At 65.2% G+C, this 25,212-nt stretch carries 27 protein-coding genes and 1 pseudogene; 8 read left to right on the forward strand and 20 right to left on the reverse strand.

Annotation, left to right across the window (positions count from 1 at the left end):
- Nucleotides 1-61: 61 nt before the first annotated feature.
- From ACVWWJ_RS19565 to ACVWWJ_RS19575, 3 genes are read right to left on the reverse strand one after another with little or no spacing between them, the layout of a single operon-like run.
- On the reverse strand, nucleotides 62-820 hold the full coding sequence (locus ACVWWJ_RS19565; RefSeq protein WP_456969149.1) for a type III pantothenate kinase: 759 nt from the start codon (nucleotides 818-820) through the stop codon (nucleotides 62-64).
- Complete coding sequence (locus tag ACVWWJ_RS19570; protein WP_456969150.1) at nucleotides 817-924, reverse strand: hypothetical protein; 108 nt, start codon at nucleotides 922-924, stop codon at nucleotides 817-819. Before ACVWWJ_RS19570 ends, ACVWWJ_RS19565 begins: the two co-directional genes overlap by 4 nt.
- Nucleotides 917-1,798: a biotin--[acetyl-CoA-carboxylase] ligase gene (locus ACVWWJ_RS19575; protein ID WP_456969151.1), complete on the reverse strand. Its 882-nt coding sequence runs from the start codon at nucleotides 1,796-1,798 to the stop codon at nucleotides 917-919. Before ACVWWJ_RS19575 ends, ACVWWJ_RS19570 begins: the two co-directional genes overlap by 8 nt.
- 169 nt (nucleotides 1,799-1,967) lie before the next feature.
- Between ACVWWJ_RS19575 and ACVWWJ_RS19580 the strand changes: the two genes are divergently transcribed.
- The gene (locus ACVWWJ_RS19580) at nucleotides 1,968-2,306 is read left to right on the forward strand and encodes a hypothetical protein (protein WP_456969152.1); all 339 of its coding nucleotides are present in this window, start codon (nucleotides 1,968-1,970) and stop codon (nucleotides 2,304-2,306) included.
- Between the two features lie 19 nt (nucleotides 2,307-2,325).
- Nucleotides 2,326-3,090 carry a M90 family metallopeptidase gene (locus ACVWWJ_RS19585; protein WP_456969153.1) on the forward strand — a complete coding sequence of 255 codons (765 nt, stop codon included), beginning with the start codon at nucleotides 2,326-2,328 and terminating at the stop codon, nucleotides 3,088-3,090.
- Nucleotides 3,091-3,162: 72 nt separating this feature from the next.
- On the opposite strand, the gene ACVWWJ_RS19590 is transcribed toward ACVWWJ_RS19585, so the two are convergent.
- From ACVWWJ_RS19590 to ACVWWJ_RS19615, 6 genes are all read right to left on the reverse strand, one after another.
- The gene (locus ACVWWJ_RS19590; protein ID WP_456969154.1) at nucleotides 3,163-4,548 is read right to left on the reverse strand and encodes an ATP-binding protein; all 1,386 of its coding nucleotides are present in this window, start codon (nucleotides 4,546-4,548) and stop codon (nucleotides 3,163-3,165) included.
- A gap of 32 nt (nucleotides 4,549-4,580) precedes the next feature.
- Nucleotides 4,581-5,273 (reverse strand): response regulator transcription factor, encoded by a 693-nt coding sequence (locus ACVWWJ_RS19595; RefSeq protein ID WP_159895867.1) that lies wholly within the window; start codon nucleotides 5,271-5,273, stop codon nucleotides 4,581-4,583.
- On the reverse strand, nucleotides 5,273-5,560 hold the full coding sequence (locus tag ACVWWJ_RS19600; protein WP_456969155.1) for a PepSY domain-containing protein: 288 nt from the start codon (nucleotides 5,558-5,560) through the stop codon (nucleotides 5,273-5,275). Before ACVWWJ_RS19600 ends, ACVWWJ_RS19595 begins: the two co-directional genes overlap by 1 nt.
- Before the next feature lie 65 nt (nucleotides 5,561-5,625).
- The gene (gene dusA, locus ACVWWJ_RS19605) at nucleotides 5,626-6,606 is read right to left on the reverse strand and encodes a tRNA dihydrouridine(20/20a) synthase DusA (protein ID WP_456969156.1); all 981 of its coding nucleotides are present in this window, start codon (nucleotides 6,604-6,606) and stop codon (nucleotides 5,626-5,628) included.
- 172 nt (nucleotides 6,607-6,778) lie between these two features.
- Nucleotides 6,779-7,042: a hypothetical protein gene (locus ACVWWJ_RS19610; protein ID WP_456969157.1), complete on the reverse strand. Its 264-nt coding sequence runs from the start codon at nucleotides 7,040-7,042 to the stop codon at nucleotides 6,779-6,781.
- A 421-nt stretch (nucleotides 7,043-7,463) separates the two neighbouring features.
- Entirely contained in the window at nucleotides 7,464-7,745 is a 282-nt protein-coding gene (locus ACVWWJ_RS19615; protein WP_456969158.1) for a hypothetical protein, read from the reverse strand.
- 140 nt (nucleotides 7,746-7,885) lie between these two features.
- Here ACVWWJ_RS19615 and ACVWWJ_RS19620 point away from each other — a divergent pair, with 140 nt between their 5' ends.
- On the forward strand, nucleotides 7,886-8,392 hold the full coding sequence (locus ACVWWJ_RS19620) for a GNAT family N-acetyltransferase (protein WP_456969159.1): 507 nt from the start codon (nucleotides 7,886-7,888) through the stop codon (nucleotides 8,390-8,392).
- A gap of 13 nt (nucleotides 8,393-8,405) precedes the next feature.
- Here ACVWWJ_RS19620 and ACVWWJ_RS19625 read toward each other — a convergent pair whose 3' ends face one another.
- Nucleotides 8,406-8,777: a VOC family protein gene (locus tag ACVWWJ_RS19625; protein WP_456969160.1), complete on the reverse strand. Its 372-nt coding sequence runs from the start codon at nucleotides 8,775-8,777 to the stop codon at nucleotides 8,406-8,408.
- Nucleotides 8,774-9,241 (reverse strand): MarR family winged helix-turn-helix transcriptional regulator, encoded by a 468-nt coding sequence (locus tag ACVWWJ_RS19630; protein ID WP_456969161.1) that lies wholly within the window; start codon nucleotides 9,239-9,241, stop codon nucleotides 8,774-8,776. Before ACVWWJ_RS19630 ends, ACVWWJ_RS19625 begins: the two co-directional genes overlap by 4 nt.
- 127 nt (nucleotides 9,242-9,368) lie before the next feature.
- Between ACVWWJ_RS19630 and ACVWWJ_RS19635 the strand changes: the two genes are divergently transcribed.
- Nucleotides 9,369-9,845 carry a hypothetical protein gene (locus tag ACVWWJ_RS19635; protein ID WP_456969162.1) on the forward strand — a complete coding sequence of 159 codons (477 nt, stop codon included), beginning with the start codon at nucleotides 9,369-9,371 and terminating at the stop codon, nucleotides 9,843-9,845.
- 18 nt (nucleotides 9,846-9,863) lie between these two features.
- On the opposite strand, the gene ACVWWJ_RS19640 is transcribed toward ACVWWJ_RS19635, so the two are convergent.
- From ACVWWJ_RS19640 to ACVWWJ_RS19650, 3 genes are read right to left on the reverse strand one after another with little or no spacing between them, the layout of a single operon-like run.
- Nucleotides 9,864-10,196: a J domain-containing protein gene (locus tag ACVWWJ_RS19640; protein WP_456969163.1), complete on the reverse strand. Its 333-nt coding sequence runs from the start codon at nucleotides 10,194-10,196 to the stop codon at nucleotides 9,864-9,866.
- Complete coding sequence (locus ACVWWJ_RS19645) at nucleotides 10,193-10,906, reverse strand: hypothetical protein (protein ID WP_456969164.1); 714 nt, start codon at nucleotides 10,904-10,906, stop codon at nucleotides 10,193-10,195. The genes ACVWWJ_RS19640 and ACVWWJ_RS19645 overlap by 4 nt, the downstream gene beginning before the upstream one ends.
- Nucleotides 10,907-10,914: 8 nt before the next feature.
- A complete protein-coding gene (locus ACVWWJ_RS19650) occupies nucleotides 10,915-11,751 on the reverse strand; it encodes a DUF2167 domain-containing protein (protein WP_159897113.1) in 837 nt (278 codons plus the stop codon).
- Nucleotides 11,752-11,913: 162 nt separating this feature from the next.
- Between ACVWWJ_RS19650 and ACVWWJ_RS19655 the strand changes: the two genes are divergently transcribed.
- Both ACVWWJ_RS19655 and ACVWWJ_RS19660 read left to right on the forward strand, forming a co-directional pair.
- On the forward strand, nucleotides 11,914-12,720 hold the full coding sequence (locus tag ACVWWJ_RS19655) for a plasmid replication/partition related protein (protein WP_456969165.1): 807 nt from the start codon (nucleotides 11,914-11,916) through the stop codon (nucleotides 12,718-12,720).
- Between the two features lie 103 nt (nucleotides 12,721-12,823).
- Complete coding sequence (locus ACVWWJ_RS19660; RefSeq protein ID WP_456969166.1) at nucleotides 12,824-13,321, forward strand: hypothetical protein; 498 nt, start codon at nucleotides 12,824-12,826, stop codon at nucleotides 13,319-13,321.
- A gap of 7 nt (nucleotides 13,322-13,328) precedes the next feature.
- Here ACVWWJ_RS19660 and ACVWWJ_RS19665 read toward each other — a convergent pair whose 3' ends face one another.
- Both ACVWWJ_RS19665 and ACVWWJ_RS19670 read right to left on the reverse strand, forming a co-directional pair.
- A complete protein-coding gene (locus ACVWWJ_RS19665; RefSeq protein WP_456969167.1) occupies nucleotides 13,329-14,177 on the reverse strand; it encodes a class I SAM-dependent methyltransferase in 849 nt (282 codons plus the stop codon).
- Nucleotides 14,170-15,060 (reverse strand): LysR substrate-binding domain-containing protein, encoded by an 891-nt coding sequence (locus ACVWWJ_RS19670; RefSeq protein ID WP_456969168.1) that lies wholly within the window; start codon nucleotides 15,058-15,060, stop codon nucleotides 14,170-14,172. Before ACVWWJ_RS19670 ends, ACVWWJ_RS19665 begins: the two co-directional genes overlap by 8 nt.
- A gap of 99 nt (nucleotides 15,061-15,159) precedes the next feature.
- On the opposite strand from ACVWWJ_RS19670, the gene ACVWWJ_RS19675 reads away from it, so the two are divergent.
- Complete coding sequence (locus ACVWWJ_RS19675; RefSeq protein ID WP_456969169.1) at nucleotides 15,160-15,933, forward strand: SDR family NAD(P)-dependent oxidoreductase; 774 nt, start codon at nucleotides 15,160-15,162, stop codon at nucleotides 15,931-15,933.
- A gap of 15 nt (nucleotides 15,934-15,948) precedes the next feature.
- Here the strand turns inward: ACVWWJ_RS19675 and ACVWWJ_RS19680 are convergent, their stop codons facing one another.
- The 4 genes and pseudogenes from ACVWWJ_RS19680 to xth all read right to left on the reverse strand — a co-directional run.
- Nucleotides 15,949-18,990 (reverse strand): sensor histidine kinase, encoded by a 3,042-nt coding sequence (locus ACVWWJ_RS19680; RefSeq protein WP_456969170.1) that lies wholly within the window; start codon nucleotides 18,988-18,990, stop codon nucleotides 15,949-15,951.
- A 40-nt stretch (nucleotides 18,991-19,030) separates the two neighbouring features.
- Nucleotides 19,031-19,888, reverse strand: coding sequence for an alpha/beta fold hydrolase (locus tag ACVWWJ_RS19685; protein WP_159891680.1), 858 nt, complete (start codon nucleotides 19,886-19,888; stop codon nucleotides 19,031-19,033).
- Entirely contained in the window at nucleotides 19,885-22,059 is a 2,175-nt protein-coding gene (locus tag ACVWWJ_RS19690) for an ATP-binding response regulator (RefSeq protein WP_456969171.1), read from the reverse strand. Before ACVWWJ_RS19690 ends, ACVWWJ_RS19685 begins: the two co-directional genes overlap by 4 nt.
- A gap of 133 nt (nucleotides 22,060-22,192) precedes the next feature.
- Nucleotides 22,193-23,023, reverse strand: a pseudogene (gene xth, locus ACVWWJ_RS19695) (exodeoxyribonuclease III); the annotation flags it as partial.
- A 1,079-nt stretch (nucleotides 23,024-24,102) separates the two neighbouring features.
- Between xth and ACVWWJ_RS19700 the strand changes: the two are divergent.
- A complete protein-coding gene (locus tag ACVWWJ_RS19700; RefSeq protein ID WP_456969172.1) occupies nucleotides 24,103-25,200 on the forward strand; it encodes a TonB-dependent receptor plug domain-containing protein in 1,098 nt (365 codons plus the stop codon).
- Nucleotides 25,201-25,212 lie beyond the last annotated feature (12 nt).

A 25,212-nucleotide genomic window follows, 5' to 3' on the forward strand; every position in this document is an offset into this window, starting at 1 on the left:
CCTTGGGTTTGTCGGGTGAGCCAGCACGCGTTCCCCTGTAAGAACCGGTGGCGTCGCGATTCTAGGCGAAATGATCCGCTTGGGTGTGCGCCTTCGCCCAGACGGCGAGCCCGCGCAGGACGGTGTCCGGTACCAGCATGACATCGCGCTGCAATAGCGGCGCCAGTACGGCCGCGTCACCACCGCCCAGCGTGACCGTGGGCGCACCGCCAAGCAGCGCCGCGGAACGGTCGGCGAAGCGGTCGACCAGGGCGGCGCAGGCCTGCCAGCAACCCGATGCAAGACCGTCGGCGGTGTTGTCCGCAAGGTCACGCACCGCGCCTGCCTGCCCCGGCCGCACCTGCACGGTGGCGCCGAGGACGGATTGCTGCATGAGCAGCGGCCCCGGTGCGATCCAGCCGCCCAGGTGCCGCCCATCGGCATCCAGGGCGTCGAGGGTCAGCGCGGTTCCGACACTGGCCAGCACGCAAGGGGCGCGGCCCGCGGCGCGGGCGTCGACCATGGCGAGGAAGCGATCGACGCCCAGGCGGTGAGGCTCGGCGTAAGCATTGATGACACCACAGGCTTCCGCCGGTGTGCGTACCCAGACCGGGGCATGCCCGAAGGCCTTGTTGGCGGCAACGGCGACAGCCGTCTCACGCGCGGTGTCGACCACTGAGGCGCCGACGACGCGTGTCGGCTGCGGCCAGTCCGTCCATAGCGTGGCCAGCTCGTGCGCAATGTCTGCATCCCAGCCGAAAGCACCGCGATGGACGAAAGCGTCGCCGTCCAGGAGCGCGAATTTCAGGCGCGTGTTACCGAGATCGAGAAGCAGGATCATGCGCCGCTCCGGCGTACCGAGATTTCCGCACTGTCGACCATCACCACCTCGCCGGTGTCGCGACGCACGCGCAGCGCACCGCGGTCGTCGACACCTTCACCCACGGCGTTGTATTCGCCGCGCGGGTCGATGACGCGCAGGGGCTGGCCCTGGAGAAGGTCGCTCGCGGCGTACTCCTTGGCGAACGCGGCGAAACCCTGCCGTTCGAAGCTGTGAAGGCCTTCGCTCAGCGAGGCGACAACGGCCGCAGCGACGCGGTTGCGCCCTGGCGGCTGGCCAACCGCTCAGCGAGGCGAGATCGGTGATCGGTTGGCCCGCGCGCTCATGCAGGGAATCGGGAAGGCGGATGTTCAGGCCGACGCCGATGATCGCCGCACAGGGGCCCGAATACTCGCCGGAGAGCTCGACGAGGATGCCGGCCAGCTTCGCGTTGCCCGCCATCACATCGTTCGGCCATTTGAGGCCAGCAGTGCGAATACCCAGTTCGTCGAGGGCGCGTATCAGCATCACGCCGACGGCGAGCGACAGGCCGGAGAGCGAGGCGAATCCCGAGTCGAAGCGCTTCAGTACGGACAGGTAAAGATTCATGCCCGGCGGTGAGAGCCACGTCCGCCCTCGCCGCCCCCGGCCTGCGGACTGCGTCTCGGCCATCACGAACGCGAGGTCGTCGAGCACGGGGATGCGTCGGGCCAGCTCGCTCGAGGTCGAGTCGATGTCCCAGTGCACCTCGATCATGCCGACCTTGGCCAGGGATTCCGCCGAAAGGCCGGCGCGGATACGCGGCGCCTCGAGCAGCTCCGTCGGCCATGGAAGACGGTAACCACCGCCGACCTTCGCCTCCACGGGCACGCCCTTCAGGCGCAGGGTTTCGATCTGTTTCCAGACCGCCGCGCGCGTGACGCCGGCCGTCCTGGCCAGGGTGGCGCCGGACACGGCGTCGCCTCCAGCAAGGGCTTCAAGAAGATCGCGTGCGAGCATGAATAGCCGTCGGGCCGTCAGGCGGCCGGTGTCGGGGATGGGGGGAGCCGGGACATGCCGGGATTCTAGCAGGCAGCACCCGCCGGACCTCCAGCACTGGCAGCTTTGTGAAATATCTGAGAGGATCGGTCGTCCCCCGGCATGTCCAGGGGTTTTTCAGGGTTTACCGATGAACGCCAGACCCTACATCTTCGGATGTCTGTGCCTCGTCGGTGCCACCGGCACCGCCGCCGCTTCCGACATCGACCCGACCGCTGGCCTGCTCTCGCTGGGCGGAGCCGTGTCGTCGACATTCGAGGGTAGCAGTGCGCGTTCGTCGTCGGGAACCCGCGAGAGCAGCTCGGCTGATTCGATGTCGAATCGCTCCGGCAATGCGTCCCAGCGTAATGGCAGCACCGCGCCCACGCCCTCTCCGGCCGACGCCGACGAAGGCCCGCATGACGGTGCGGCCCCCATGCGCTCACCTGCCCCGAGCTGGCAGTCGATGCTCCCCGGCTCGATGCTCTGAGTCGAGCCGGTCGTTCCTGGTGAGCCTTGTCCAGTCGTTGCTAGCGCGATTTCGTGCACCGGTCCCGCCGATCGACGACACCCTATGGCGACAGGCCGTCTCCCGCCTTCCCCTCGTCCGTGCCCTGGACGAACCTCGCGCCCATTACCTGCGCCAGCTGGCTGCCGGCTTCCTGCATACCAAGCGCTTTCACGCCTTGGGTGACGCCGCGCTGGACGATTTCTGGCGATTGGTCATCGCGATGCAGGCCAGCCTGCCCGCCCTGCCCCATGGGCCAAAGGTCTTCAAGGGATGGACCAACGTGCTCGTCTATCCCGGCGAGTTCAACGTGCGGCGCAATCATTACGATGCGCCGACGGGCGTCGTCACCGATCGTGATGACACCCTGATCGGCGAAGCATGGGAACGCGGACCCATGGTCTTGTCGCTGGCCGACGTCGCGCTGGATATCGACGCACCGTGGGACGGCTTCAACGTGGTCGTGCACGAGATGGCGCACAAGCTCGACATGCTCGCCGGACCCGCGAACGGTGTGCCGCCGCTGCCTTCATCGATGAATCGCCGGGAGTGGATCGAGACGATGCAGCGCGGTTTCGACACGTTGTCGAAGCAGGTTGCGCGCGGCCGCAAGACGGCGATCGATCCGTACGCCGCCGAGGCGCCGGAAGAGTTTTTCGCGGTGACCAGCGAATTGCATTTTTCTCAGCCGGCGTTGCTCAGGGAGGCGGCGCCTGAGGTGGGGCGTTTGCTGGAGGCGTTTTATGGGGTCTCGCCGGCGGGGTGAGGTGGCTCGGGATCGCCGATGAATCGGCTCCTACCCGGCAGGTAGTCGGGGCAGCTACGGTTGTTGGAGCGATCAGCCGGGCGGGAGGCGGACGCTGAAGCGGGCGCCGCCGAGCTCCTCGGAGCGGTCGACATGCAGCTCGCCCTGGTACGCCTTGACGATGTCCTGGACGATCGACAGACCGATGCCATGACCCTGGACGCGCTCGTCGCCGCGCACGCCACGCTGCAGGACCTTGTCGATCTTGTCGTCGGCGATACCCGGACCATCGTCCTCGACAATCAGCTCCAGGCCGCTGCGTCCCTTGCCCTTGCCGCTGCTTCGCGCGGTGAGCAGGACGCGATGGGACGCCCATTTGAAGGCGTTCTCCACCAGGTTGCCCATCAGCTCGAGCAGGTCACCCTGCTCGCCCGGAAAGGCGGCACCTTCGTCGATCTCGAACTCACACAGGACGTTCTTGGCCGCGTAGACCTTCTCCAGGCTCTGCACAAGATCTTCGGCATGGCCGGCGATCGGCTCTTCCGCGGCGATCGTGCGACGGCCGGACGTAGCGGCGCGCGACAGTTGGTAGGCGACGATCTCGTCCATCTTGCGTACCTGGTCGAGGATATCGCCACGCAGTTCGCGCGCGTCTCCGTCTGTTTCCAGTTGTGAGCGCACCACGGCAAGCGGCGTCTTCAGGCTGTGCGCGAGATCCGCGAGCGTGTCGCGATAACGCGAGCGTTGTTCGCGCTCGCTGTCGATGAAGGCATTGAGGCGACGCGTGAGCACGGTGAGCTCGACAGGGTACGGACCGTCCAGGTGGTCCCGCGTGCCGCGCTCGATGTGCGCCAGGTCGCTGGACACACGACGCAGCGGCAACAGGCTCCAGCGCAGCAGGAACAGCTGCAACAGCATGAGCATCATGCCGAGCATGGCCAGCCAGAGGAACTGCGTGCGACGGTAGGTCGCCACCTGCCGCTCGAACTGGTCTTCGGTCTGCGCGACGGCGAACGTCAACGGCACGCTGCGCTTGTCGGTGGTATCCAGTGACACGCCGTAGCTGAAAACATAGAGCTTGCCGCCACGCGTTTCCACGGGCTCGAACGCCGTCTCGCCTGGCGACAGCATGCGTACGAAATCGAAGTCGCGCCCCAGCGCCGACGACGACTCCCAGCGAAATCCGTCGTTGCCAAGAATGATCGCGTAGAGGCCCGAGCCCGGACGCGAGAAGTCGGGGTTCGGCTGGCTGTCCGGCGTAGTGACCTTGCCGGCACGGGTGGTGTCCGTACCGGTGATATAGGCGATGGCGTAGTTGTGCAGCCGGTCGTGCATGGCCGACAGCTCGGAGGCGTAGTTCGCCTTGTTCTGCGCCAGGCCGGTCAGGCCGAGGAAAGCGGCGAGCGCGAAGCCGGTCGCCAGCGCCGCGCGCGCGGCCAGCGAGAGCGGCCGGCGTTTGGTCGGTGAAGCGTTATCCATGCTTCGAGCTTACCTCGCCACCTCCTCCTGGATCAGTCTTCGTCCGCTTCGCTGCGCGGAATGGCGAAGCGGTAGCCGCGGCCGCGCACGGTCTCGATCGGCTTGAGCGCGCTTTCCGGGTCCAGCTTGCGACGCAGGCGGCCAATGAAGACCTCGAGCACGTTGGAGTCGCGGTCGAAATCCTGCTGGTAGATGTGCTCGGTGAGATCGGCCTTGGAGACCAGCTCGCCCGCGTGCAGCATCAGGTATTCGAGCACCTTGTATTCGTAGCTGGTGAGATCGACCTGGCGGCCTTCGACGGTCACCGTCTGCGCCGTGGTGTCCAGCTTGATGGGGCCACAGGCGAGCACCGGCTTGGACCAGCCGCTTGCGCGACGGACCAGGGCATTGATGCGGGCCAGCAGTTCCTCGACGTGGAACGGCTTCACCAGGTAGTCGTCGGCGCCGTGCTTCAGGCCTTCGACCTTGTCCTGCCAGCTACCGCGGGCGGTGAGGATCAGGATCGGGTAGCGCTGGCCGTGCTCGCGCAAGGCCTTGACCAGGTCCATGCCCGACAGCTTGGGCAGGCCCAGGTCGATGATCGCCAGGTCGAACGGAACCTCCCGGCCCAGGTAAAGGCCTTCTTCGCCATCCTGGGCGGCGTCCACGGCGAAGCCGTCGCGCTTCAGGCGCGCAGCGAGGGTCTCGCGAAGCGGGGCCTCATCCTCTACAAGCAGGATTCGCATCAATGTTTCTCCTTGTTATCCCCGGCGCTCGCGTCCAGGGGCTTGGCGGTTTCGGTACGGACCGGCACCACGCGGACGTGACCGTCCAGCGTGAGCACCTTGACTCGGTATTCGGTAAAGCGGCCGCGCTCGACCAGCCGCGTATCCGCCGACAGCACCTTGCCCCCGGTATCTTTTTGCACCTTGCTCACCGCCTGCTCCAGTGTCAGCGACTGGTCGGCCTGCACGGCAAAGGGCGACGCAAGGCAAAGTGCGGCGAAAAATAGCTGACGAAACGTGATTTTCATGTCTGGCGCAGAAAGACTGGTGGGCCGATCATGCCCACGCCCGACCAGCCCGAAGCTGAACGAAATCAGGCTGCCTGGCGAAGTGGCGCCATAGCGGCCTCGATCAGGCCCCAATCGGCCCCCGGAAGGTGAGCCCCCTCGCTCAGCTGGCGGCGGAAGCCCCGGGCGCCCGGCTCACCCTGGTAAAGGCCCAGGATGTGGCGGGTGATGTGCTTGAGCTGGCCGCCACGGGCCAGCTCAGCCTCGATATAGACGCGCATGCGGTCCAGCACCGCGCCCCGCTCCGGAAGCGGCGTGCCGTAGAGATCGGCCTCCAGCTTCGCCAGCACGAAGGGGTCGTGATACGCGGCGCGGCCGATCATCACCCCATCGACCTGGCCCAGGTGCTCACGGACCGCCTCAACGGTGGTGATGCCGCCATTGATCACAACGGTGAGCTCCGGAAACTCGCGCTTCAGGCGATACACGCGCTCGTAGTCCAGCGGCGGGATCTCACGGTTCTCTTTGGGGCTGAGACCCTCCAGCCAGGCTTTGCGGGCATGGACGACCAGGATCGTCACCCCAGCCTCGATCATCGTGGTGGTGAAGCGCTGCAGGTCGGCGTATTCATCCTGATCATCGACGCCGATGCGGCATTTGACCGTCACCGGGACGTCCACAACGTCGGCCATCGCCCGGACGCACTCCCCGACCAGAGCGGGCTCACGCATCAGGCAGGCGCCGAATTTGCCGGACTGGACCCGGTCGGACGGACAGCCAACATTGAGATTGATCTCGTCATAGCCCGCCTCGGCGCCCATCACCGCCGCCTTAGCCAACTCCACCGGATCGCTGCCGCCGAGCTGGAGGGCCACCGGGTGTTCCTCGTGGCTGTGCTCGAGCAGGCGGATCTGGTTACCGCGCACCAAGGCTGCGCTGGTCACCATTTCGGTGTAGAGGCGGGCATGGGGCGAGAGAAGGCGGTGGAAATAGCGGCAGTGACGATCCGTCCAATCCATCATGGGGGCGACGGTGAGGCGGAAGGCTGAGGGGGAAATGGGCTGCATGGTGGCTATTCTAGCGGACGCCTTGCCTGGTCTTGAGCTTAAGTAAGCCGGCTTACCTTAGCCCCCCACTTATTAAAGAAAAGCGGCACTTTCTTTAATAACAAGATCGAAAAACTGACAGGCCGACGCCCGGAGGCCCTACGGGGGCTCGTTGGCGACCTTGATCGCCCCGTCATCCGTGACGACCACATACCCACAAATACAATGCCATCGCACCCAGGCTGACACCAGCTCCGACACTGCCCCAGAACAGCAGAAGGAAGACAACCGGCGTTTGGCATCGAACGAACTTGGCATCAAGCGCAAATGCCCCCTCACAAAAACCGTATGCCAGTGAGAAGCCGCTCACCGCATACATCCAGAAGATGGCCGCGATAAGTGCAGCGACTCCCATCGCAAGGAGCAGCCATTTCCCGGACCGCCGATGTTCCCTCATGATCATTCTCTCCGTGGGCGGTTTTCGCTAGCGACCCATTGACGACGGTTGGTTGCCTGCCGCGCCGCACTAAGCGTCGAACGGTTCACTCAGGTCGCGAATGCGCTCGTTCGGGTACCGATATTCAGCTACCGTGACTACGTCGCGCCAATCCGTGCTCGCAAGTCCCATGTACGTTTCAATCTCAGCGGCGTCACTCCCGGCCGCAACGATAATGCATCGCAAGATGCGATCGGTTGCGAGGGATGGATTTTCCGCCCGGAAAGAGCTGAGCGCGACGATAACGTCTTGAGCTCGACTGTCGAAGACCTCAGTAACCCGCGCCAGAATGTCTCTCGGTAAGGTTGAATGCATTTCCATCGATGTTGATCTCAACGAATCGGAACCATCTGTGGATGGTCGCGATGGGTGCGCGTCGCACTCATTCGGCCGGCGTTTGCGACGCCTCTGCCCCGCCCGTATTTCTCGGTGCCGCACGTTGCGCCGGCACGAAGAACGCCGAGATGCGATCGGCGAAGAAGAGCAGGACAAGCCCGACGATCGTGTCTACGACGATGTGATTGATCTCGCCCAATACGGTTAGGTTTCCCGAATAGAGACCCTTCTGAACATCGTAGGCGGTAACCAGATAACTGATCGCCGAAATGATCGATGCGGCACCGAAATAGCGCAGGACCAGCGCAAACCACGTGCGTGGTGTCATGGACATTCCCCTTCCTTGTCGTATGAGCGAGAGCCTGATTCTTCCCGATGCGTAACCTGTCGGCAACCCGTGACACCTCGCGCCCGGACCTCGATCACGCTTAGACTGCTACGACTGACCTCCGAGCGCATCACGAGCCTATGATCGTCACCGAACGCCTGATCCTCACCCCCACCACGGTTTCCGATTTCGACGATTGCCACGCGGCGCGCACGGACCCGGAGGTCATGCATTTCATCGGCGGTCCTGCGTCTGCCGAAGACACCTGGCTCAAGCTACTCAGGAACATCGGTCACTGGACGGCGTACGGGCATGGTCTGTTCACCGTGCGAGAAAAACATGGCGGCCGGTTCGTTGGCGACGTCGGCCTGGCGACCTTTCATCGCGGATTGGGGACGCACTTCGACCCCTTCCCGGAAGCGGCCTGGGTGCTCGCGAAAGCCGCACACGGCAAAGGCTACGCCACCGAAGCCGTGCAGGCGGCGCACAACTGGTTCTTTGCCCAGCGCGCGATGAGCCGCACCGTGTGCATCATCAGCCCGGAGAACCTGGCCTCGGTTCGCGTGGCCGAGCGCCTTGGCTACCGCGCCTTCAACGAGGCGTCCTACAAGGGCTCGACGGTGACCATGTTCGAGCGGTTGCCTTAACCCGCCCCGTGGATCAGGGCACGTCGATGTTCTGGCCAATGCGCCAGAGCACGCCCGCCGGATCGATCACCACGAAGTCGCGCATGCCCCAGGGCTGGTCTGCCGGCGGGACGATACGTACGCCATAGCGCCCGGCAATGTCCTGCGCTTGCACGTGCTGCCACCAAGCTTCCACATCCAGAACAAGCAGGTGCATCATGAAGTTCTTCGCGTGTTCGCGGACGTAGAACTTCTGCAATAGAAAGCTGGTGTTTCCAGTACTGACATAGGCGAGGTCGTCGGATGACCAGCCCACGGTGAAACCGATATCCGTATAGAAGCGTTTCGACAGTTCGAAATCCTTCGCGGGTACGAAGGCCTTGATCTCTACCGTTTCCATCGTCATGGCGTTTTCCCCTCGCGGCCGATTTCAACCAGTGCGGCGAGGCCGCGCTTCAGAGCTCGCAGACCACTGTCGCCAATACGCGCATGCAGGTCCGCATCGATGCGGTCGCGCGCCGCGCCTTGCACCGCGGCGGCATCGCCGCCGCGCTCCGTCAGCGTAATCACCAACCTTCGGCGGTCCAGGGGATCTCCGTCGCGAGCAAGGTAGCCGCGAGTGACCAGGGTATCGACGAGTTGCCCAGCGGCCTGCTTCGAAATGCGGAGTTCCTGGACCAGACGACCCAATGGCACGTCGCCGGCACCGTTGGCGAGACCGCCGATCACGTAAAGGCCGTTCTCAGGGATGTCGTCGTAGCCGGCGTCATCCAGCGCGCGGCGCATGGCGACGGCATAGGTTCCGCGGGCATGCCGGAGCAGGGCGGGAACAACGATGTCTTCGTACCAGGGGGACGGGTCGCGTGTCATGGCGCGCACCTGATCAACTTGGTTGATAGTCAATATAGTTGACTAGTTGCGCCGGTTTCAAGTGCCCCGCCCGGTGCCACGTGCCGTCCGCTACGATCACCCCACCCGTCATAGAGAAAGGATGCCCATGACCGACTCCGCCATTGCGGCACCGAGGCGCCGGCGCTGGCTGGTCCACGTCATCTGGCTAGCCGTCGCGTTGCTGGCGTTCTGGGGCGGCATGAAGTTCTCGCCCCAACTCTACAACGCCACCCTTGGCATGATGATCCAGGACAATGATCGCAATGAACAGCTCGGCGAGATTCGCGTCGACTTGCGATTGATCGGCGACGATGATGTTGCCGTTCACCGCCGTAGTGAAGCCATGCGCTTGCGCACGAGTGTGATCAAGCTCTCGGTGATGCCGCGATATGCCGCATGCAGGACGAAGGATGCCCAGGGGCTGGTCGCCGCGAAGGCCTATCTCGACGCGCACCCGATCGAATCGGAACAGAAATACGGCAAGGCCCATAGCGGTCTGTCACACGACGAGCTCTACGCCGAGGGCCTCGCGTATTGCGACAAGCCCATAACGCCCTACCCCTATCCCTACATCATCTTCTGACCCGCCGAGTGGTCTGACTTACCGAGCACCCGTCGCTTCCGCATACGCCGCATTGAGTTCCTTCGCCCGCTGCTCGGCGAGCGCCCGGATTTCCGGGCCGAGGGTGGCGACCTTGTCCGGGTGGTACTGGCTCATCTGCGAACGGTAGGCACTGACGATTTGTTCGTGAGTCGCGTCGGGTGGCACGCCGAGCACATCGTGCCAGGGTGGTTGACGCTGGAACAGGTTCGGCGGTTCGGGGCGGCGATTGCCGTCGGCCGACGGCTCGACCGGCTTGCTCATCACCGTCGTGACGAATTTGTAACCGATCGCGAGGCATATCGCGATAACGACGATATCCGCCAGGGTCATGTGAGTGCGCCTTCGATGGTATCGAGGTAAGTCGTGAGCTGAGCATGACGTTCGCTGTCCGCGTCTTCGATATCCATTTGCCGCTTCACCTTCGCGCGCAACGTTTCGACCAGCCGCGCGCGCTCCCCTGCGTCCAGCAAGCGATGGGCCGTAGACACCAGGTCGAACCGTTCGGCAGCGCGCATGCCCTGCTTGCGCACCAGGTCGAGCGCGTACGGGGCACACAGAAGCGCATCCGAGGCGATGCCGGCGAACTCTTTGCCGCCAAGGCCTGTCACTTTACGAAGGCGCCATACGCGCATCACGGCGAAGGCGATCGTCGCATACACGACAAGCATCCAGGCCAGAAGCGTGAGCACGGAGCCGAGCAGCACAACAGGAAGCACCGCAAAGACGACGGCGACCAGCATCACCGGTACCGCCGAGGCGGCGACACCGATTCGCCATGCACGCAGGCCGCGCGGAAGCGACAGGCGTGACAGCGACTGCTGTGACGACCAGCGAAGGCGCAGCACGGCGCGATGGGGTGCCAGCAACGCGGGCACATAGACATGGCGTCCCCCGAGCTCGAACTCCGAGCCCGCCGAGAACGACCACGAACCGTCGCGCCGTTCGAAGAAGACGACTTCGTTGTGGTAAAGCAGCAGGACGGCGTCATAGACATACATGCCTGTGACGCCGGCGAGCAGCCACCACGATGTGAGCAGCATGGTGCTTGTCAGGCCTTCTTGCGCGTGAACAGGCGTTTGATCGCTCCACTGACGGCAGCGAAGCCAATCAGGATGAACTTCCACGCCGCCGCAAGGAACGTACCGATCACCGCAAAGAAACCCTTTTTCGCGGCCACGGCAGCCACGCCGCCGGTGATGAGCGCGGCGAGACCGTATTCGGCTACGCGGTCCCCGCTATGGAAATCCGTATACGCCTGCCCCGGTGCGAACGTGAAGCCACCCATCGTGCCCTTGAACTGGGTGACGGCGGTGGTGAGTTCGTTCGGACTGGCAACCAGGACCACGTTCATCACGCCACTGCGGCCAAGGATGCGCGCGTTGTAATTCACCACTTCGGTCTGTGACTTGTCGTTGCGCGCAATGAACGACCACGCGAGCGATTTGAACTCGTTGTCGTACTGCGGCGGATTCTTCCAGCCGATAAGCGTGAGCGTGTCCCAGCCGCGCGAGCGACGCTCCTTGTTACTTTCCTCGGTGCCTTCGCGAACGTTTTTCAGGATGTCGTCGGCATCGAGCTTTTCGTCGTCTTTGACGTAGCCGATGTCGTCGTAGTCGAAGAATGCCGTCCACGCCATGTCGTCCGGCGCCAGGGTAAAGGTGTCTTTCTGGTCGGGTGGGTTTTCCATCAGCACGTTGAGGCGCTTGGTGCCTTCGGGGTCGAGGAAGGCGTAGCCTTTGGGCACGTCCAGCGTCGCCTGGGGACCCACCTGCACCTTGGTGGGTCCGAATTTCCACGGCAGCTCCGAAACGGGAGAGGCCTGTGCGACAAGTGCGAACAACGACAGCGCGAGCGCGGCTGCCAACTTCCTTGCAAATTCAGTCATCGTGATCTTCCCGTTGTCCCTTGTGGGTCGTGGAATCCCCTGCCACGACGCCTGCAAGTTTGCAACAAAAATGGGACCGAGGGAATTGAGCGCCTGGAATACCTCGGCCCCTTCCGGGCGTTCCGGTAGAATGGTGGGTTGTGGTTTACCGGGCAGCTCCTCATGCACATCGTCGTCAACGAAGAACTCAAGGCCTACATCGACCCGCTGACGCCCGACGAGTACGAGTCGCTGGAGCGCAGCCTGCTGTCGGAGGGTTGCCGCGACACGCTGGTGCTCTGGGGCGACACCCTGGTCGATGGTCACAACCGCTACGGCATCTGCCGCAAGCACGACATCCCCTTCCAGACCGTGCAGAACGAGCGCTTCCGTTCGATCGACGACGTGCACCTGTGGATGATCGAGCAGCATCTGGGCCGGCGCAGCGTGTCGGATTTCCAGCGCGGCGTGCTCGCCCTGCGCAAGCGCGAGATCCTCGCCGAGCGTCGGGCGCAGCTGGCCGAGTCGGATGTGCCCTTCGACACCACCGACGCCCAGCCCGCCGCACCCAAGGCCCCCAAGCCCGCGCCGGCCGACAGCCGCAAGGACATCGCCCGCGAGGCCCGGATCAGCAGCAACCAGGTCGGCATGATCGAGAAGATCCGCAAGGAAGCCGCCCCCGAGGTGGTCGCCGCGGTGAAGTCCGGCGCCTTGTCGATCAGCGCGGGCGCCGCCGTGGCCAGCCTGCCCGCGGAGGAGCAGCGCGCCGCCGCGACGGCAGGCGACGACGAGCTGAAGCAGGCCGCCAAGCGGGTTCGCGAGTCCAAGCGCAAGCCCCGTGAGAAGCCGACCGACGAAGTCATGGCCTTGCGCGAGCAGGTCGCCGACCTGGAAGCCGAGAACCGCAACCTGCGCCGCGAGATCGACACCCTGCGCGCCCGCCTCGGCGAGAGCGTGCCCGAGGACGCCGACGAGGCGCTCGCGGAGTAAGGTGGATGCTGCCGGCCGGGAACTCCGACCGGCATCCGGCTTTCAAAGGCCGGTACACCGGACGCGCTCTCGAGCGTTCGAGAGTCTGTCCCCGGAGCTCCCCATGAAAGCCATCGCCGTCCTCGCCGCTCTCGCCCTCACCGCCACGTCCGCCTGGGCGCAGGACGCCAGCAAGCCCCTGAACCTGCGGCTGCCTGCCGATTACGTCCCCGCGCCGGCCAGCACGGCCGCCGCTCCGGCGTCAGCCAGCAGCGTCGCCGGCACCGCCCCGAAGAACGGCGGTGCCAACGTGGCCGTTACGCGTTCTCGTCCGAAAGACCCGCCGGGTGCCTATTACGGCGATACCAGCGGTCGCATGGCCAATACCGAGGCCGACAGCGGCGCGCCGCGCTGCGACGACGCCACCTATAACAAGCCTCAGGTCCATGGCAGCATCACCACCGGCGTGGTCAGCTCCAGCCACGGCGGCAGCGGCAGCTACCAGGGCGGTGCGGTCAGTCTCAGCCAGGCCTTTGGCGACTGCGAGCACCCCACTGGGGGCGTCAGCATCTCGATCGGCGGCGCCAACAACAACTTCGGTGGCGGTCGCGGGCGCTGGTGAGCCGGTGCTACGGCGCCTGGCGCGACGAACGAAACACCACAATGCGATCCGTCGCCGACGGATCGGGGTCGTCGCTGTGTAGCCAAGGTATCCGCGCGAACGTTCGCGCGCACGGCCCCAGCACGACAACGCGCAGTGGCCGCAATGCCGCCTCGGCTTCGATCCGGGCCAGCATGTCGCGCAGCACCGTGCCCAGGAACGGCGTGAACAGGTAGAAGACGTTCACGTCGGCAAGGTCCGCCTCACGGGCGTCACCCGCCACGAAGCTCACCTGACCCAACGCCAGGGCCGACGCGGCCCGTGCCGCGCTGTCTACGTACGCCGGCTCTCGCTCGACACCCCGCGTGCGTGCTCCCGTAAGAACATGCACCAGCATCGGCACGTGGCCGAGCCCTGCACCCAGGTCGAGCACGACGTCACCCACGACGATCGACGCACGCCGGATCCCATCCATGATGTGCCGCGCCGGCGATGGCTGGTAGAAGACCATCTCTGGCGGGGACACCGGCGCGTCGATGCCGGGTTCGTCGATCGCCAGTACCCCGGCAAGCAACGCGTCGAGCGCGTCGTAATGCTGCCCCGGTAGTGCCTCCCCTCCCGTCCATGGCGATAGCGCCTGCCGATCGCCCTGCCTGATGCGTCCGCGCACGCGCTCGAAGAGCTCGCGGTCGATCGCTTCCATGGTGTCGATCAGGCGCAGCCCCGCCACGCGCAACGAGTGATCCTTCCCGCCCGACAGGTGGAGATCGAGACGGTCGATTGCATCGGCGCGCGCGAGGAACGCTTCTGGCGCACGCCAGCGGTCATCGGCCGTCAGGCCTGCGATCAACGAGGCGAGCGTTGTTACCTCAGCCATGCTGCCCCAGGCCCTGCGCGAGATATTCGATGAAAGCGCGTGCCGCAGCGGTCGCCGCGCGGCCGGCCGGAAAGACTGCATAGAGTGGCGAGGGAGCTAGCTTCCACTCGCCGAGCACCGGCATTAACAGGCCGGCGTCGAGCTCGTTGCGACAGCCCCAATATCCCGTCGACACGATGCCCAGACCCGCGACGGCAGCAGCCACCGCACCCTCGTTCGAGGTCACGGTGAGCTGGCTTTCCACGGAAGCGGAGATGGTGCGTCCGTCCCTTTCGAATGACCAGGCGCCAGGCGTCGTTCCGGGCGGGCCCAGCACGATGCGGTGTGTGGCGAGGTCGTCGGGGTGCGCAAGCGGGCCCGCCTTCGCCAGGTACGATGGTGCCGCCGCTAAAAGCCGTGGATTACTACTCACCAGACGTGCCACGGCAGAGGAGTCGGCCAGCGCGCCGAACCGAAGCGCCACGTCGATACCTTCGCGCAGCAGATCCTGCCGCTGGTCCTCGACACGCAGTTCGATACGAAGCGCGGGGTGGGCGTCGATAAAGGCTGGCAAACGCGGCACGACTTCGCGCGACGCGAGGCTGGTGGGAAGCGCAACGCGGAGCAGGCCGCGCAACGCGCCCGTTCCGCGAGCCGCCTCATCTGCCTCGTCGAGACCGGCAAGGAGCGCTTCGATGCGGACCAGATAATCGGAGCCCGCATCAGTCAGTACAACAGCACGCGTGGAGCGGGTAAACAGCGCGACGCCCACCTCGGCCTCCAGCGAGGCTATCGCGCGCGACGCCGACGGTTGCGAGAGCCCCAGCGCGCGACCGCCACGAGAAAAGCTCCCCGTGCGAGCGACACGGACGAAAAGGCGAAGCGCAGCCAGCCGGTCACTCATGTCTTCCACGTATAAGAATAAGTCGTCTGGACATACTACACGCGGTCTCGCGCATGAATCACAGTGGCGTCCTCTTTCTTATCCCAGAGAAACACCGCCATGAATGCTCAGGTTAAAACCGCTCCCCAGCGCCGCCTCGCGGGCAAAGTCGCCCTTGTCACGGGGGCTTCCAAGGGCATCGGCGCCGCCATCGCTCGTGAACTGGCCGCGCAGGGCGCTTCCGTTGTCGTCAACTACGCCTCGAGCAAGGCCGACGGCGAGCGCGTGGTCGCCGAGATCAAGGCCGCCGGCGGTGAAGCCGTCGCCGTCGGTGCGAGTGTCGCTACCGAAGAGGGCGTCACCACCCTGTTCGAAGGCGTGCGTACGGCTTACGGACGCCTGGATATCCTGGTGAACAATGCGGGCGTCTATACGTTCGGACCCCTCGAGGCCGTCACCCGCGCCGACATCACGAAGATGTTCGACGTCAATGTCACCGGACTGATCATGTCCAGCCAGGCCGCGTTGAAACTGTTCCCGGCCGAAGGTGGCAGCATCATCAACATCGGCTCGATCGCAGGCGAGATGGCCATGCCGAACTCGGTCGTCTACGCGGGAACCAAGGGCGCGCTGAACATCATCACGCGCGTACTGGCCAAGGAACTCGGCCCGAAGGGTATTCGCGTCAATGCCGTGAATCCAGGCGCGACAGCCACCGAGGGCTTCAATGCCATGGAAGGAAGCGCGGACTTCGAAACGTACATGGTCGGCGCGACGCCACTCGGACGTCTTGGCCAGCCGAACGATGTCGCTACGGTTGTCGCCTTCCTCGCCTCGGCGGATGCGCAATGGGTCAGCGGTTCGTTGATCGACGCGGCTGGCGGCTTTCGCTGAGCGAATGGCGGGGGCTTACTGACTACGCCCCCGCCACCAGCGGCGCCACCACGACGCTCGCGAAGGAAATACCCGGTTCATCGCGGCACGCACGATCACCTCGGTACCACCCTCGACGCGCGAGGCGAAGGCAGCCGTACCGCCAATCGCCTGCGCACGTTCCTGGATGCCACGAAGACCCCAGTGCCCTGCGCGGCCACCGCTACGAAGCACGGCGTCGTCGATACCGCGACCATCGTCGCGAACGATCAATAGTAGCTCGGCGCCTTCGGACGTGATCAGGACATCGATGCGCGAGGCTTCCGCATGCGCGATCGCGTTGTGGACCGCTTCACGGGCGATCCCGTACAACTCGTCGCGCGCCAGCGGGTCCATGTCGCGCATGTCGATGCCTGCATCCACCAGCACCGGCACCGTGTGCTCGGTGGCATAGACACGCGCCAGCTCGACCAGGGCAACGTCGAGTGCGAGTGATTCCCCGGCATGCCCGCGCAGGTCGCGCACACGATCGCGCGCCTCCACCAGCGCTTCTTCGGCGCGATCCAGCGCGCCCTCCATGGCGATGCGCAGCGGCTGTTCCGCAGGCACGCGATTGGCGATGGCCTGGAAACGCATGGTCAGGCCCTGGATGCTTTGCAGCAAGGTATCGTGCAATTCACGGGCGATACGCTCGCGCTCCGCGTGGCGCTCATGCAGACGCGCACGCAACTGCGCTTCCATGCGGCGCATGCGTACCAGGAAAGCCAGCCAGAGTGCGACGAAGGCGATGAGCATGCAGATGACCACGAACCACGTGGTCTGGAAAAACGTCGGCGCGATGACCACCGTGACCGAGGCTCCCTCCTCGTTCCACACGCCGTCTTCGTTCGCCGCCGTGACCCTGAATCGATAACTGCCCGGCGGCGGGTCGGTATAGACCGCTTCGCGCTCGGTACCGGCATCGCGCCAGCGCGTATCGATGCCTTCCATGCGATAGCGAAAGCGTACGCGCTCGGGCATCGAAAGGCTGGTGGCCGTATAGCCAATGCGCAGGCGCTCGGTGCGCGCGGGAAGGTTCACGGTCGGGCCGACGGGCCAGTTGCCCATATCCGTCGTGACCGACCGGATCGATACAGGCGGCGGCAACGGATTGCGCGGCACGTTGGCCGGATCGATCGAGACCACCCCGCTGGTGGTAGCAAACCAGAGGCGACCATCGTCGGCAACCACAGCGGTCGGCAGCGGCCGGAACTGCGCCGGCGTGCCGGGCAAGCCGTCGAGTGAATTGAACAAGGTAACCGGGGGGCGATACGACGGATCCTGCAAAGCGCGTTGCATATGGGCACTGCCGATACGTGCCACCCCTTGCGCGGTATTCGCCCAGTAATCGCCACGCCTGTCGCGCACCAGGCCCGACACGCCGCGCAGAGGCTCTCCAAGCGTAGACACCGTATGCGCTTTCCGGCCGACGACCACGGCAATTCCGAGTTCGCCGCCGAGCCACATCGCGTCGCGATCCTCCAGGAGCGCCGTGACGTTACCGACAGCGAGGCCGTCCGCTGTCCCCAGCATGGTGTCGTGACCGGCCTCGCGAATGACGATCGTGTTGCGTGCGAAAGCCATCCACAGTCGCTTCCGCGCATCCATCAGAAGAACCAGGGGCGCCGGGTCGTTCGCAATCGACGGCAGCGGGTCGTAAATCCACTTGCCTTCGCTGTAGTGGTAGATACCCGGCCGGTTGATCGACAGCCATGCACCGCCCTTGCCGTCGCCGAGAATGGCCTGCACGCCGGTGTAATCCTCGGCGGGCAACGGAGAGAAAGGCTGTGCTGCACCGTCGTGCAGGCGCCACAGCCCGTGCGGCCCTCCCAGCCAGGTGCCTTCGCTGTCGCGGGACGCTGCCGTGACGGCTTCGGGAAACTCACCCGGCATGACGCTGCTCGCGTCCACATGCGTCAAGGGGCGATTCTTTGTGCCCACCCACACGCCGTGGCCCTGGGCGGCAACCAGCGCGAAATCGGTAGCGCCCGGCGACAGCGGCGCCGGCAACAGGCGACTGACGCGGAAGCGATCGAGGCCACGACTGCCGCCGACCCAGATATTGCCCTCGCGATCCTGGATCACCGCACTGAGGTAGTCCGAGCTCAGTCCGTCGCGCTCGACGAAACGCTGCGCGGCTGTGCCGGAGGCGTCGATCCGCTCGCGCGGCAGGTCGCGCACGCGCGGCACGCGGCGGATACCGTCGCCAAGCGTAGGCATCCACAACGCGCCATCGCGATCGAACAGCAGGCCGGCGGACGAAAGATTCAGGCTCGGGCCGCGATCCTCTGGCGTTTCTCCGTCCGCCCACGCAGGCCGTACGCCGCCGTCGGCTTCGGCAACCCAGATCGTGCCATCCGGCGCCTGAGCGATGCGGTTGACGCGACCGACGGCTCGCGTGGCGACTTCGAAACGCTTGCCATCCCTGGGTAACCACGCGAGGGCCTGATCGGTGGCCACCCACAGGCGGCCTTCCCGGTCGACCAGAAGGTTACGGGCGCGGTTGCCGGGCAGGCCCATCGATGCACCGACCAGCGACCAGCGCTGGCCATCCAGACGTGCCAGGCCATTGAAGGTCGCCGCCCAGATATGGCCGTCCGGTGTACCGCCGATCGCGTAGATGGTGGCGGTAGGCAAACCCGACGACGCGGCATAATGAGTGGCGCGATCGCCTTCGACAAAGCTCGCCACGCCGTAGCGAAAGCCAACCCACAGGCCTCCGGTGGACGGTGCATAGAGCGATGCGACGCTCGAGGCGAGGAAGTCGCCGCCCTCGCGCGGCCGGAAGCGCTCGAACGTCACGCCATCGAAGCGATACAAACCAGTCTGCGTGCCAAGCCAGAGATAGCCGTCACGGGTCTGCGCGAGTGCCGTGACCTGTCCGGGTGCGCCTTCGCGAACGGTCCACGCCGTGTGATAAAACTGGTCGATCGCGCGATCACGGCTGTCCGTCGCACGAGCGAAAGGCACGACGACGAGCCAGCCAAGTGCCAGCAGTATCCACGCAGCGATTCCGCGACTCGAGCGCACCTCGTTCACCCCCACACCCGTCGAGCCGACACGATACCCCGCGCCGCCTTCAGCGCGTAAGGCCGGCGTCGCGCAGGAAGGCGAGTGAGTCGGCGAGCACCCGGTCAGCGGCCGGCGAACGCTCCGGCGACGCAAGAACGTGTGCCGCATGGTCATAGGCCACCAGCCGCCGTCGCGAGGCCACCGTACCCAACCAGCCGAAGGCGTGACGCATGGCACTGACCGAGGTCAGTGTGTCGCGATCGCCCTCACCGCCATCCCACATGCCGAAGAAGACTGGACAGACGACGTCCTGGAGGATCTCCGGCCGCATGCGTTCGATGAAAAGGCGCGCGATGGCACGATAGGCATCGGTGTGCACCATCGACGACCAGTAACGCCGCTGGAAGGCCGAGCGCTCGCCCGGCGGCGCCACGGCGCCCTGTAGCATCACCGCGGCACGCAACTGGGCAGGGTCGTGGACGCGAATCCCGGGCGACCATGCCACCACGCCTGCGACGACATCGGGCCGATTCGCCGCGAGGTCGAGCGCCAGCGAAGCCCCCATGGAGGTCCCGACCAGAAGCACGCGCTCACCCAGCAGAAGGCCGGTGTCGAGCGCACGGCGTGCTTCCTCGCGCCAGCGCTCGGGCGAAGCGCCCGCCATGGCGTCCGGCGCATCGCTGCCGTGGTCGCTGAGGCGGTTGAGGAACAGATGCGCGCCAGCCGCGTCCGCTATCTCGCGATGCGCCGGGGCACCTTCGGCCTGGCTGGCAGTGAATCCGTGCAGGTAGACCACGGACACGGGCAGCCGTCGATGCGGCGCCTCGCCATGGAAGACGATGCGCGCCTGGTTATCCGGCTTGATCGCCGTGGCCCTGCGCTCGTCCTGCTCGATGTTGCGTGCGAGTTCGTCGAGCGCCGTCACGCGCCCGCGTCCGCAGCGGTGCGCGCATTCTGCCGGTGGGCTTCGACAAATCGCCGTACGGAACGACCCAGTGCATCCAGCTCGACCACGACGGCGCGCATGTCGCCGCCTGCATCGATCAACACCGACAGGTCATCGCAGACGCGCGATGCACCCGGCACACCGAGATTGCCCAGCACATTGCGCAAGGCATGGACGCACTCGGCCGCCGTGGCGATGTCGCGCGAGAGCACCGCATTGCGCAAGGTGTCCAGGTGCCCCTCCGCGGCGCGCGAGCACAGGTCGATGAAGTCCCTGTACTCCTCGGCACTGGTGAGCGCCCGCATCTCATCGAGCGGCGTCGCAGCCGCACGCCGGTCCGCAAGCTCGGTAAGCATTGGCTGTTGCCAGCCACGCGCGGCCTCGTCCATGCGTCGCTCCGCGGCGATGGATTCGATCACGTCGAGCAGGCGCTGCGCGGCGATGGGTTTGGTCAGGTAGGCACGTGCGCCAGCCTTGAAGGCGATGCGCACCGCGTCGTGGCTGGAGTCCGCGCTGAGCATGACGATGGGCGGCACGCTCTCCGTACGACGGATCACGTCGATGCGGCCGAGAACGTCCCATCCCGAGCTGCCCGGCATATGCAGGTCCATGAAGATCAGGTCGAAGCCATCCGTCGCCAGACGGGCGAGCGCTTCGTCACCGTTCGCGCTGAAAACCGCCTGGTGCCCCGCACGTTCGAGGATGCGCCCGACGATCTCGCGATTCGCCGCGTTGTCGTCCACCACCAGGCAGCGTTGCGACTCGACCCGCGAGCGGTGTTCGTCGAGCAAGGCCACCAGCGGCATATCCGCCGTGCTGCGCGCACCGACTGCCGCGCGCGGCAGCGGAAACCGCCAGGTGAATACCGCGCCGCCCAGCGGGTTATCGGTCACGTCCAGACCGCCCTGCATCTGCTCGGACACGTTACGCACGATGTACAAGCCCAGGCCGACGCCTTCCTGCCGGCGGCTTTCCCCCGCGCTGAGCTGGTGAAACGGGTCGAAAATGCGTTGCTTGTCGGCGTCGGCAATGCCGATACCCGTGTCCGAAACACTGCAGGTAATCGTGGGATCGCGCCCGCCGACACCCTCGTGGAGTTCCACGTGCACATTCACCGAGCCGCCGGGCGGTGTGAACTTCAGCGCGTTGGACGCCAGGTTCGAGAGCACCTGCTCGATCCGGCCGGGGTCCCCATTGAAGACACCTTCCACCGAGGCGTCACGCGCCAGGCTGAAGGCGATGCGTTTTTCCGCCGCAAAGGGACGGCACACCGCACCGACCGTTGCCAGCACCTCGTCGAAGGCAAAGGCCTGATGACGCAGCGTGAAGCTACCGCCGGCAAACGAGGCGACGTCAAGCACCGCATTGACCCGATGCAGGAGCGCATTGGCATTGGTCGCCAGCAAGGCGACGAGTCCGCGCTGGTCTTCGCTCATCACCGAGGTGTCGATCAGCGAGGCCGAGTGGATCACCGTACTCAACGGCGTCCGCATCTCGTGGCTCATCATGGAGATGAAGCGATGCTGCGCCTCGCGCGAGGCAATCGCCTCGGCGGATACCTCGCGCAGAGCGTCCATCATCCGGTACAGCGTCATCGGCAGGACGATCACCAGGGCCAGCGCATAGAGCGCGTAGGCGGGTCGTCCGATCCAGTAACCATCCGGCGCGCTGACCAGCAGGATCGCCACCGACGCGACCACACCGGCGGCGAAGGCCCGGCGGCTGTAACGCACGCCGACCGCGACCGACAGGAAGGGCAGCACGGCGGTCACCGTGATGACCAGCATGAAGGCGGCCTTGAGCAGCAGCGCGACCATGACGAAGTTAGCCACGCTGCCGATCACGTCGACGGTGGTGCTCTGGCCTTCGTTCCGGGCGCGGATAAAGAGCATCCACAGCGTACTCACCGCGAACAGGCCAAGCGCGACGGGAAAAACGCGATGAGCCTCGACAGCCATGGTCGGGGGACCGTGCAGCCAGGCCGCGGTCCAGATCACCACGAAGCCGAGGATGACCGTGCGCATGAGCGACACGCGGTATTCGCGGAAGCTGGCCACGATCCGGTCGATACGGGGATTGCGCAGCCGCTCGGCAACCTCGCTCAGCATTACCGGTTCGGGGCGATTAACGCTGCCGCCATCGATCTTCATTACCGCCCGGTCCGCCCCCTCCCCTGATAGCTGCCTAGTCTAGGACCTGTACGGGTGGTGGCAAGTGCGAACGGCGCAATCCACGGGCCGTAAACGATTTCATCGGCATTTTGCCCGAACTCGGCCCGCCTCAGGCCCTGGACGAACGTGGCTTCGCGACCTTCTTCGCCGCCGCGGCGCGCTTCCGGGGCGCCTTGCCCAGTTCGACCCAGGTCGGCGCGTGATCGCTCGCCTTGGGCAGATCGCGCACCCAGCGATCCACATTGGCGTCCTTCAGCCGTGCCGCCAGGTCCTTCGACAGCAGGAGGTGATCGATCCGCAGGCCCCGGTCGCGCGGCCAGTGCTGGCGAAAATAGTCCCAGAACGTATAGATGCGCTCGTCGGGGTGGATCGCCCGCAGGGCGTCGGTCCAGCCCTGGTCCACCAGGCGCGCGTAAGCTTCCCGGCTCTCTGGCTGCAGGAGGGCGTCGCGGCGCCAACCCTTGGGGTCGTAGATGTCCTCGTCGGTGGGCACGACGTTGTAATCCCCGGCCAGCACCACCGGGTGACCACTTTTCATCAGCGCCGCGGCGTGGCGCAGGAAACGCTCGAACCAGGCCAGCTTGTAGTCGAACTTGGGCCCCGGCTGGGGATTGCCGTTGGGCAGGTACAGGCAACCCACAAGCACGCCATGGGCGGCGGCCTCGAGGTAACGGCTCTGCGTGTCCTTCGTGTCCCCGGGGAGGCCACGCCGGCTTTCGACCGGATCGACACCCCTGGCCAGGATTGCTACCCCGTTCCATGAGGACTGGCCACACCAGAGGGCACCGTAGCCGGCGTCGTTGATGGCGTCGACAGGGAACGCGGCATCCGTGGCCTTGAGTTCCTGGAGGCAGGCGATGTCCGGGCTCTCCCGTTCGAGCCAGGCCAGCACGTGGTCCAACCGCGAGCGGATGCCGTTGACATTGAAGGTGGCGATCTTCATGCCACCAATGTCAGGCAGCCCCGGTCGACGCCCGGTGAACCCATAGGCACCCGTAGGAGCCGAGGGCGGGCCCAGACATAGCGGCGCAGAGCCTTCGGTGCCCACCCTCGCTGCTCAGACACCCCTTCGCGTTTCGTACCGGAAGGCCGCTACCGCGGCCCGTGTTCTTATTTGGCCTACGGCCGCTCCACTTGGCGGGAACTCGCCTCGAGGGTGGGCACCGAAGACTCTTCCGAACCCTGAGGTTCGTGGGGGTCGAGCCGACGAAGCAACGCCGCTACGGCTGCCAGGTCATCGCCATCGTCAAGCGGTCAACTGTCTCGCCAGTCGCGATCGTTCGCGCGAGGCGGCGCAGCGGCGAGGAAGTCGCTCAGCGCGCCGGAATGTACGTACCAGCACGACGGCCGTGACGACCGGTTTCGGCAGCGACACCGCTCAACGGCTCTCCTTCCCACTGACCGTATCGTCGTGAGAGACCTGGTCCACCCTCGAGGCGAGTTCCGCACAAGTGGAGCGGCCGTAGGCCAATAAGAACATGGCCGCGGAGCGGCTTTCCCTTTCGAACGCGGAGGACTGTCTGAGCAGCGAGGGTGGGCACCAAGGTCTCCTCGCGAGACGACCAAGTGTGCGGCTCCCACATGGCCGAGAAAAAGCTCGCCCATGCTGGCACGACATTTGCCACGATCCAAGGATGTGGAGGTTTTGTGAAGCCTGAGGACAAGCCACACGTTTCTTTTGGATGTTTTTTGTGACCACCGAAAACGTGCATGACGGCAATGGCAGTCATGTCCATTAAATACAAAATACTACCCAAATACCCATAGTTACACCCGTTCATGCTGCGCCGCATCAACGAATTACGACGACCGGATAGCCATCTAAACGGCCGTTCGAACCTCTGGACATCTACAGGCGCCTCCTGTAAACCGTCATACCAGTTCATTTGGATCGAGACAAATGAACCTATTTGCGATGGAGCGCGGGAGGGGGTCTTCGGGGCTCCGTTTCACAGCGATGGCGGGGGCTGTCGCTGCGGACCCGTGCTGCCGTCATTTCGGGGCATACATTTCGGGGACGACATGAAAAACCAGTTTCTCACTCGCAGGAGCGCACTCGCACTGGCAGTCTGTACATGCCTGGGCGGCGTTTCGAGCGTCTACGCGCAGTCCACCACGGGCGCCATCAACGGCACCGTGCCGGTCGCGGGCAATGAAACCGTGGTCATCGAGAACACCAACGGCTTCCGCCGCGAAGTTCAGGTCGACGCACGCGGCAAGTACGCCGCCAACCAGCTTCCGCTGGGCACCTACTCGGTCAGCCTGCAGCGCGACGGTGCCACCGTCGATTCGCGCAAGGACGTGAGCCTGCGCGTCGGCGCGAGCACCGACGTGTCGTTCAACGGCACCCCGGCACCTGCCGGCAACGCTGCCGATGCGACGTCGCTCGCTGGCGTGACCGTCACCGGTACCGCCCTGCCCACCATCGATGTGACCTCCACCGACTCGCGCACCGTCATCACCTCCGAGCAGCTCGCCAAGCTGCCGTTGGGTCGTAGTGCCGAGGCCATCGCGTCGCTGGCGCCCGGTGTCGTCAATAACGGCGGCAACTTCAGGAGCGACAACGGTAACTCGGTCGTCAGCTTCGGCGGTGCCGCTGCCAACGAAAACGCTTACTACATCAATGGTTTCAACACGACCGATCCGCTCAACGCGCTCGGTGGCCTGCAGCTGCCGTACGGTGCGATCGACCAGCAGGAAGCTCTGTCGGGTGGCTACAGCGCCATGTACGGCCGCTCCGATGGCGGCGTGATCAGCCAGGTCGGCAAGCGCGGCAGCAACGAATGGCACTTTGGCGCACAGGTAATCTGGGAGCCGGAATGGGCACGCGCCTCGGGCCCGAACCTGCGCTACGCCAACGTCCCGGCGTCTGCCCCGGCAGGCGACCTTTACCAGCCGAAGAGCCAGAACACGCAGTGGACCACGACCACCAGCGTTTACGGCGGCGGCCCGCTGGTCAAGGACAAGCTGTTCTTCTTCGTCGCAGCTGAGTTCGAGAAGCAGAACAACAACACCGTCACACGAAGTCGGCAACACCACCCCTGCGTCGAACAATGTCTACAAGGACCCGCGCTGGTACACCAAGCTCGACTGGAACATCACCGACAACAACATCCTTGAATTCACGGACGT

Source organism: Luteibacter sp. HA06 (assembly GCF_054061215.1).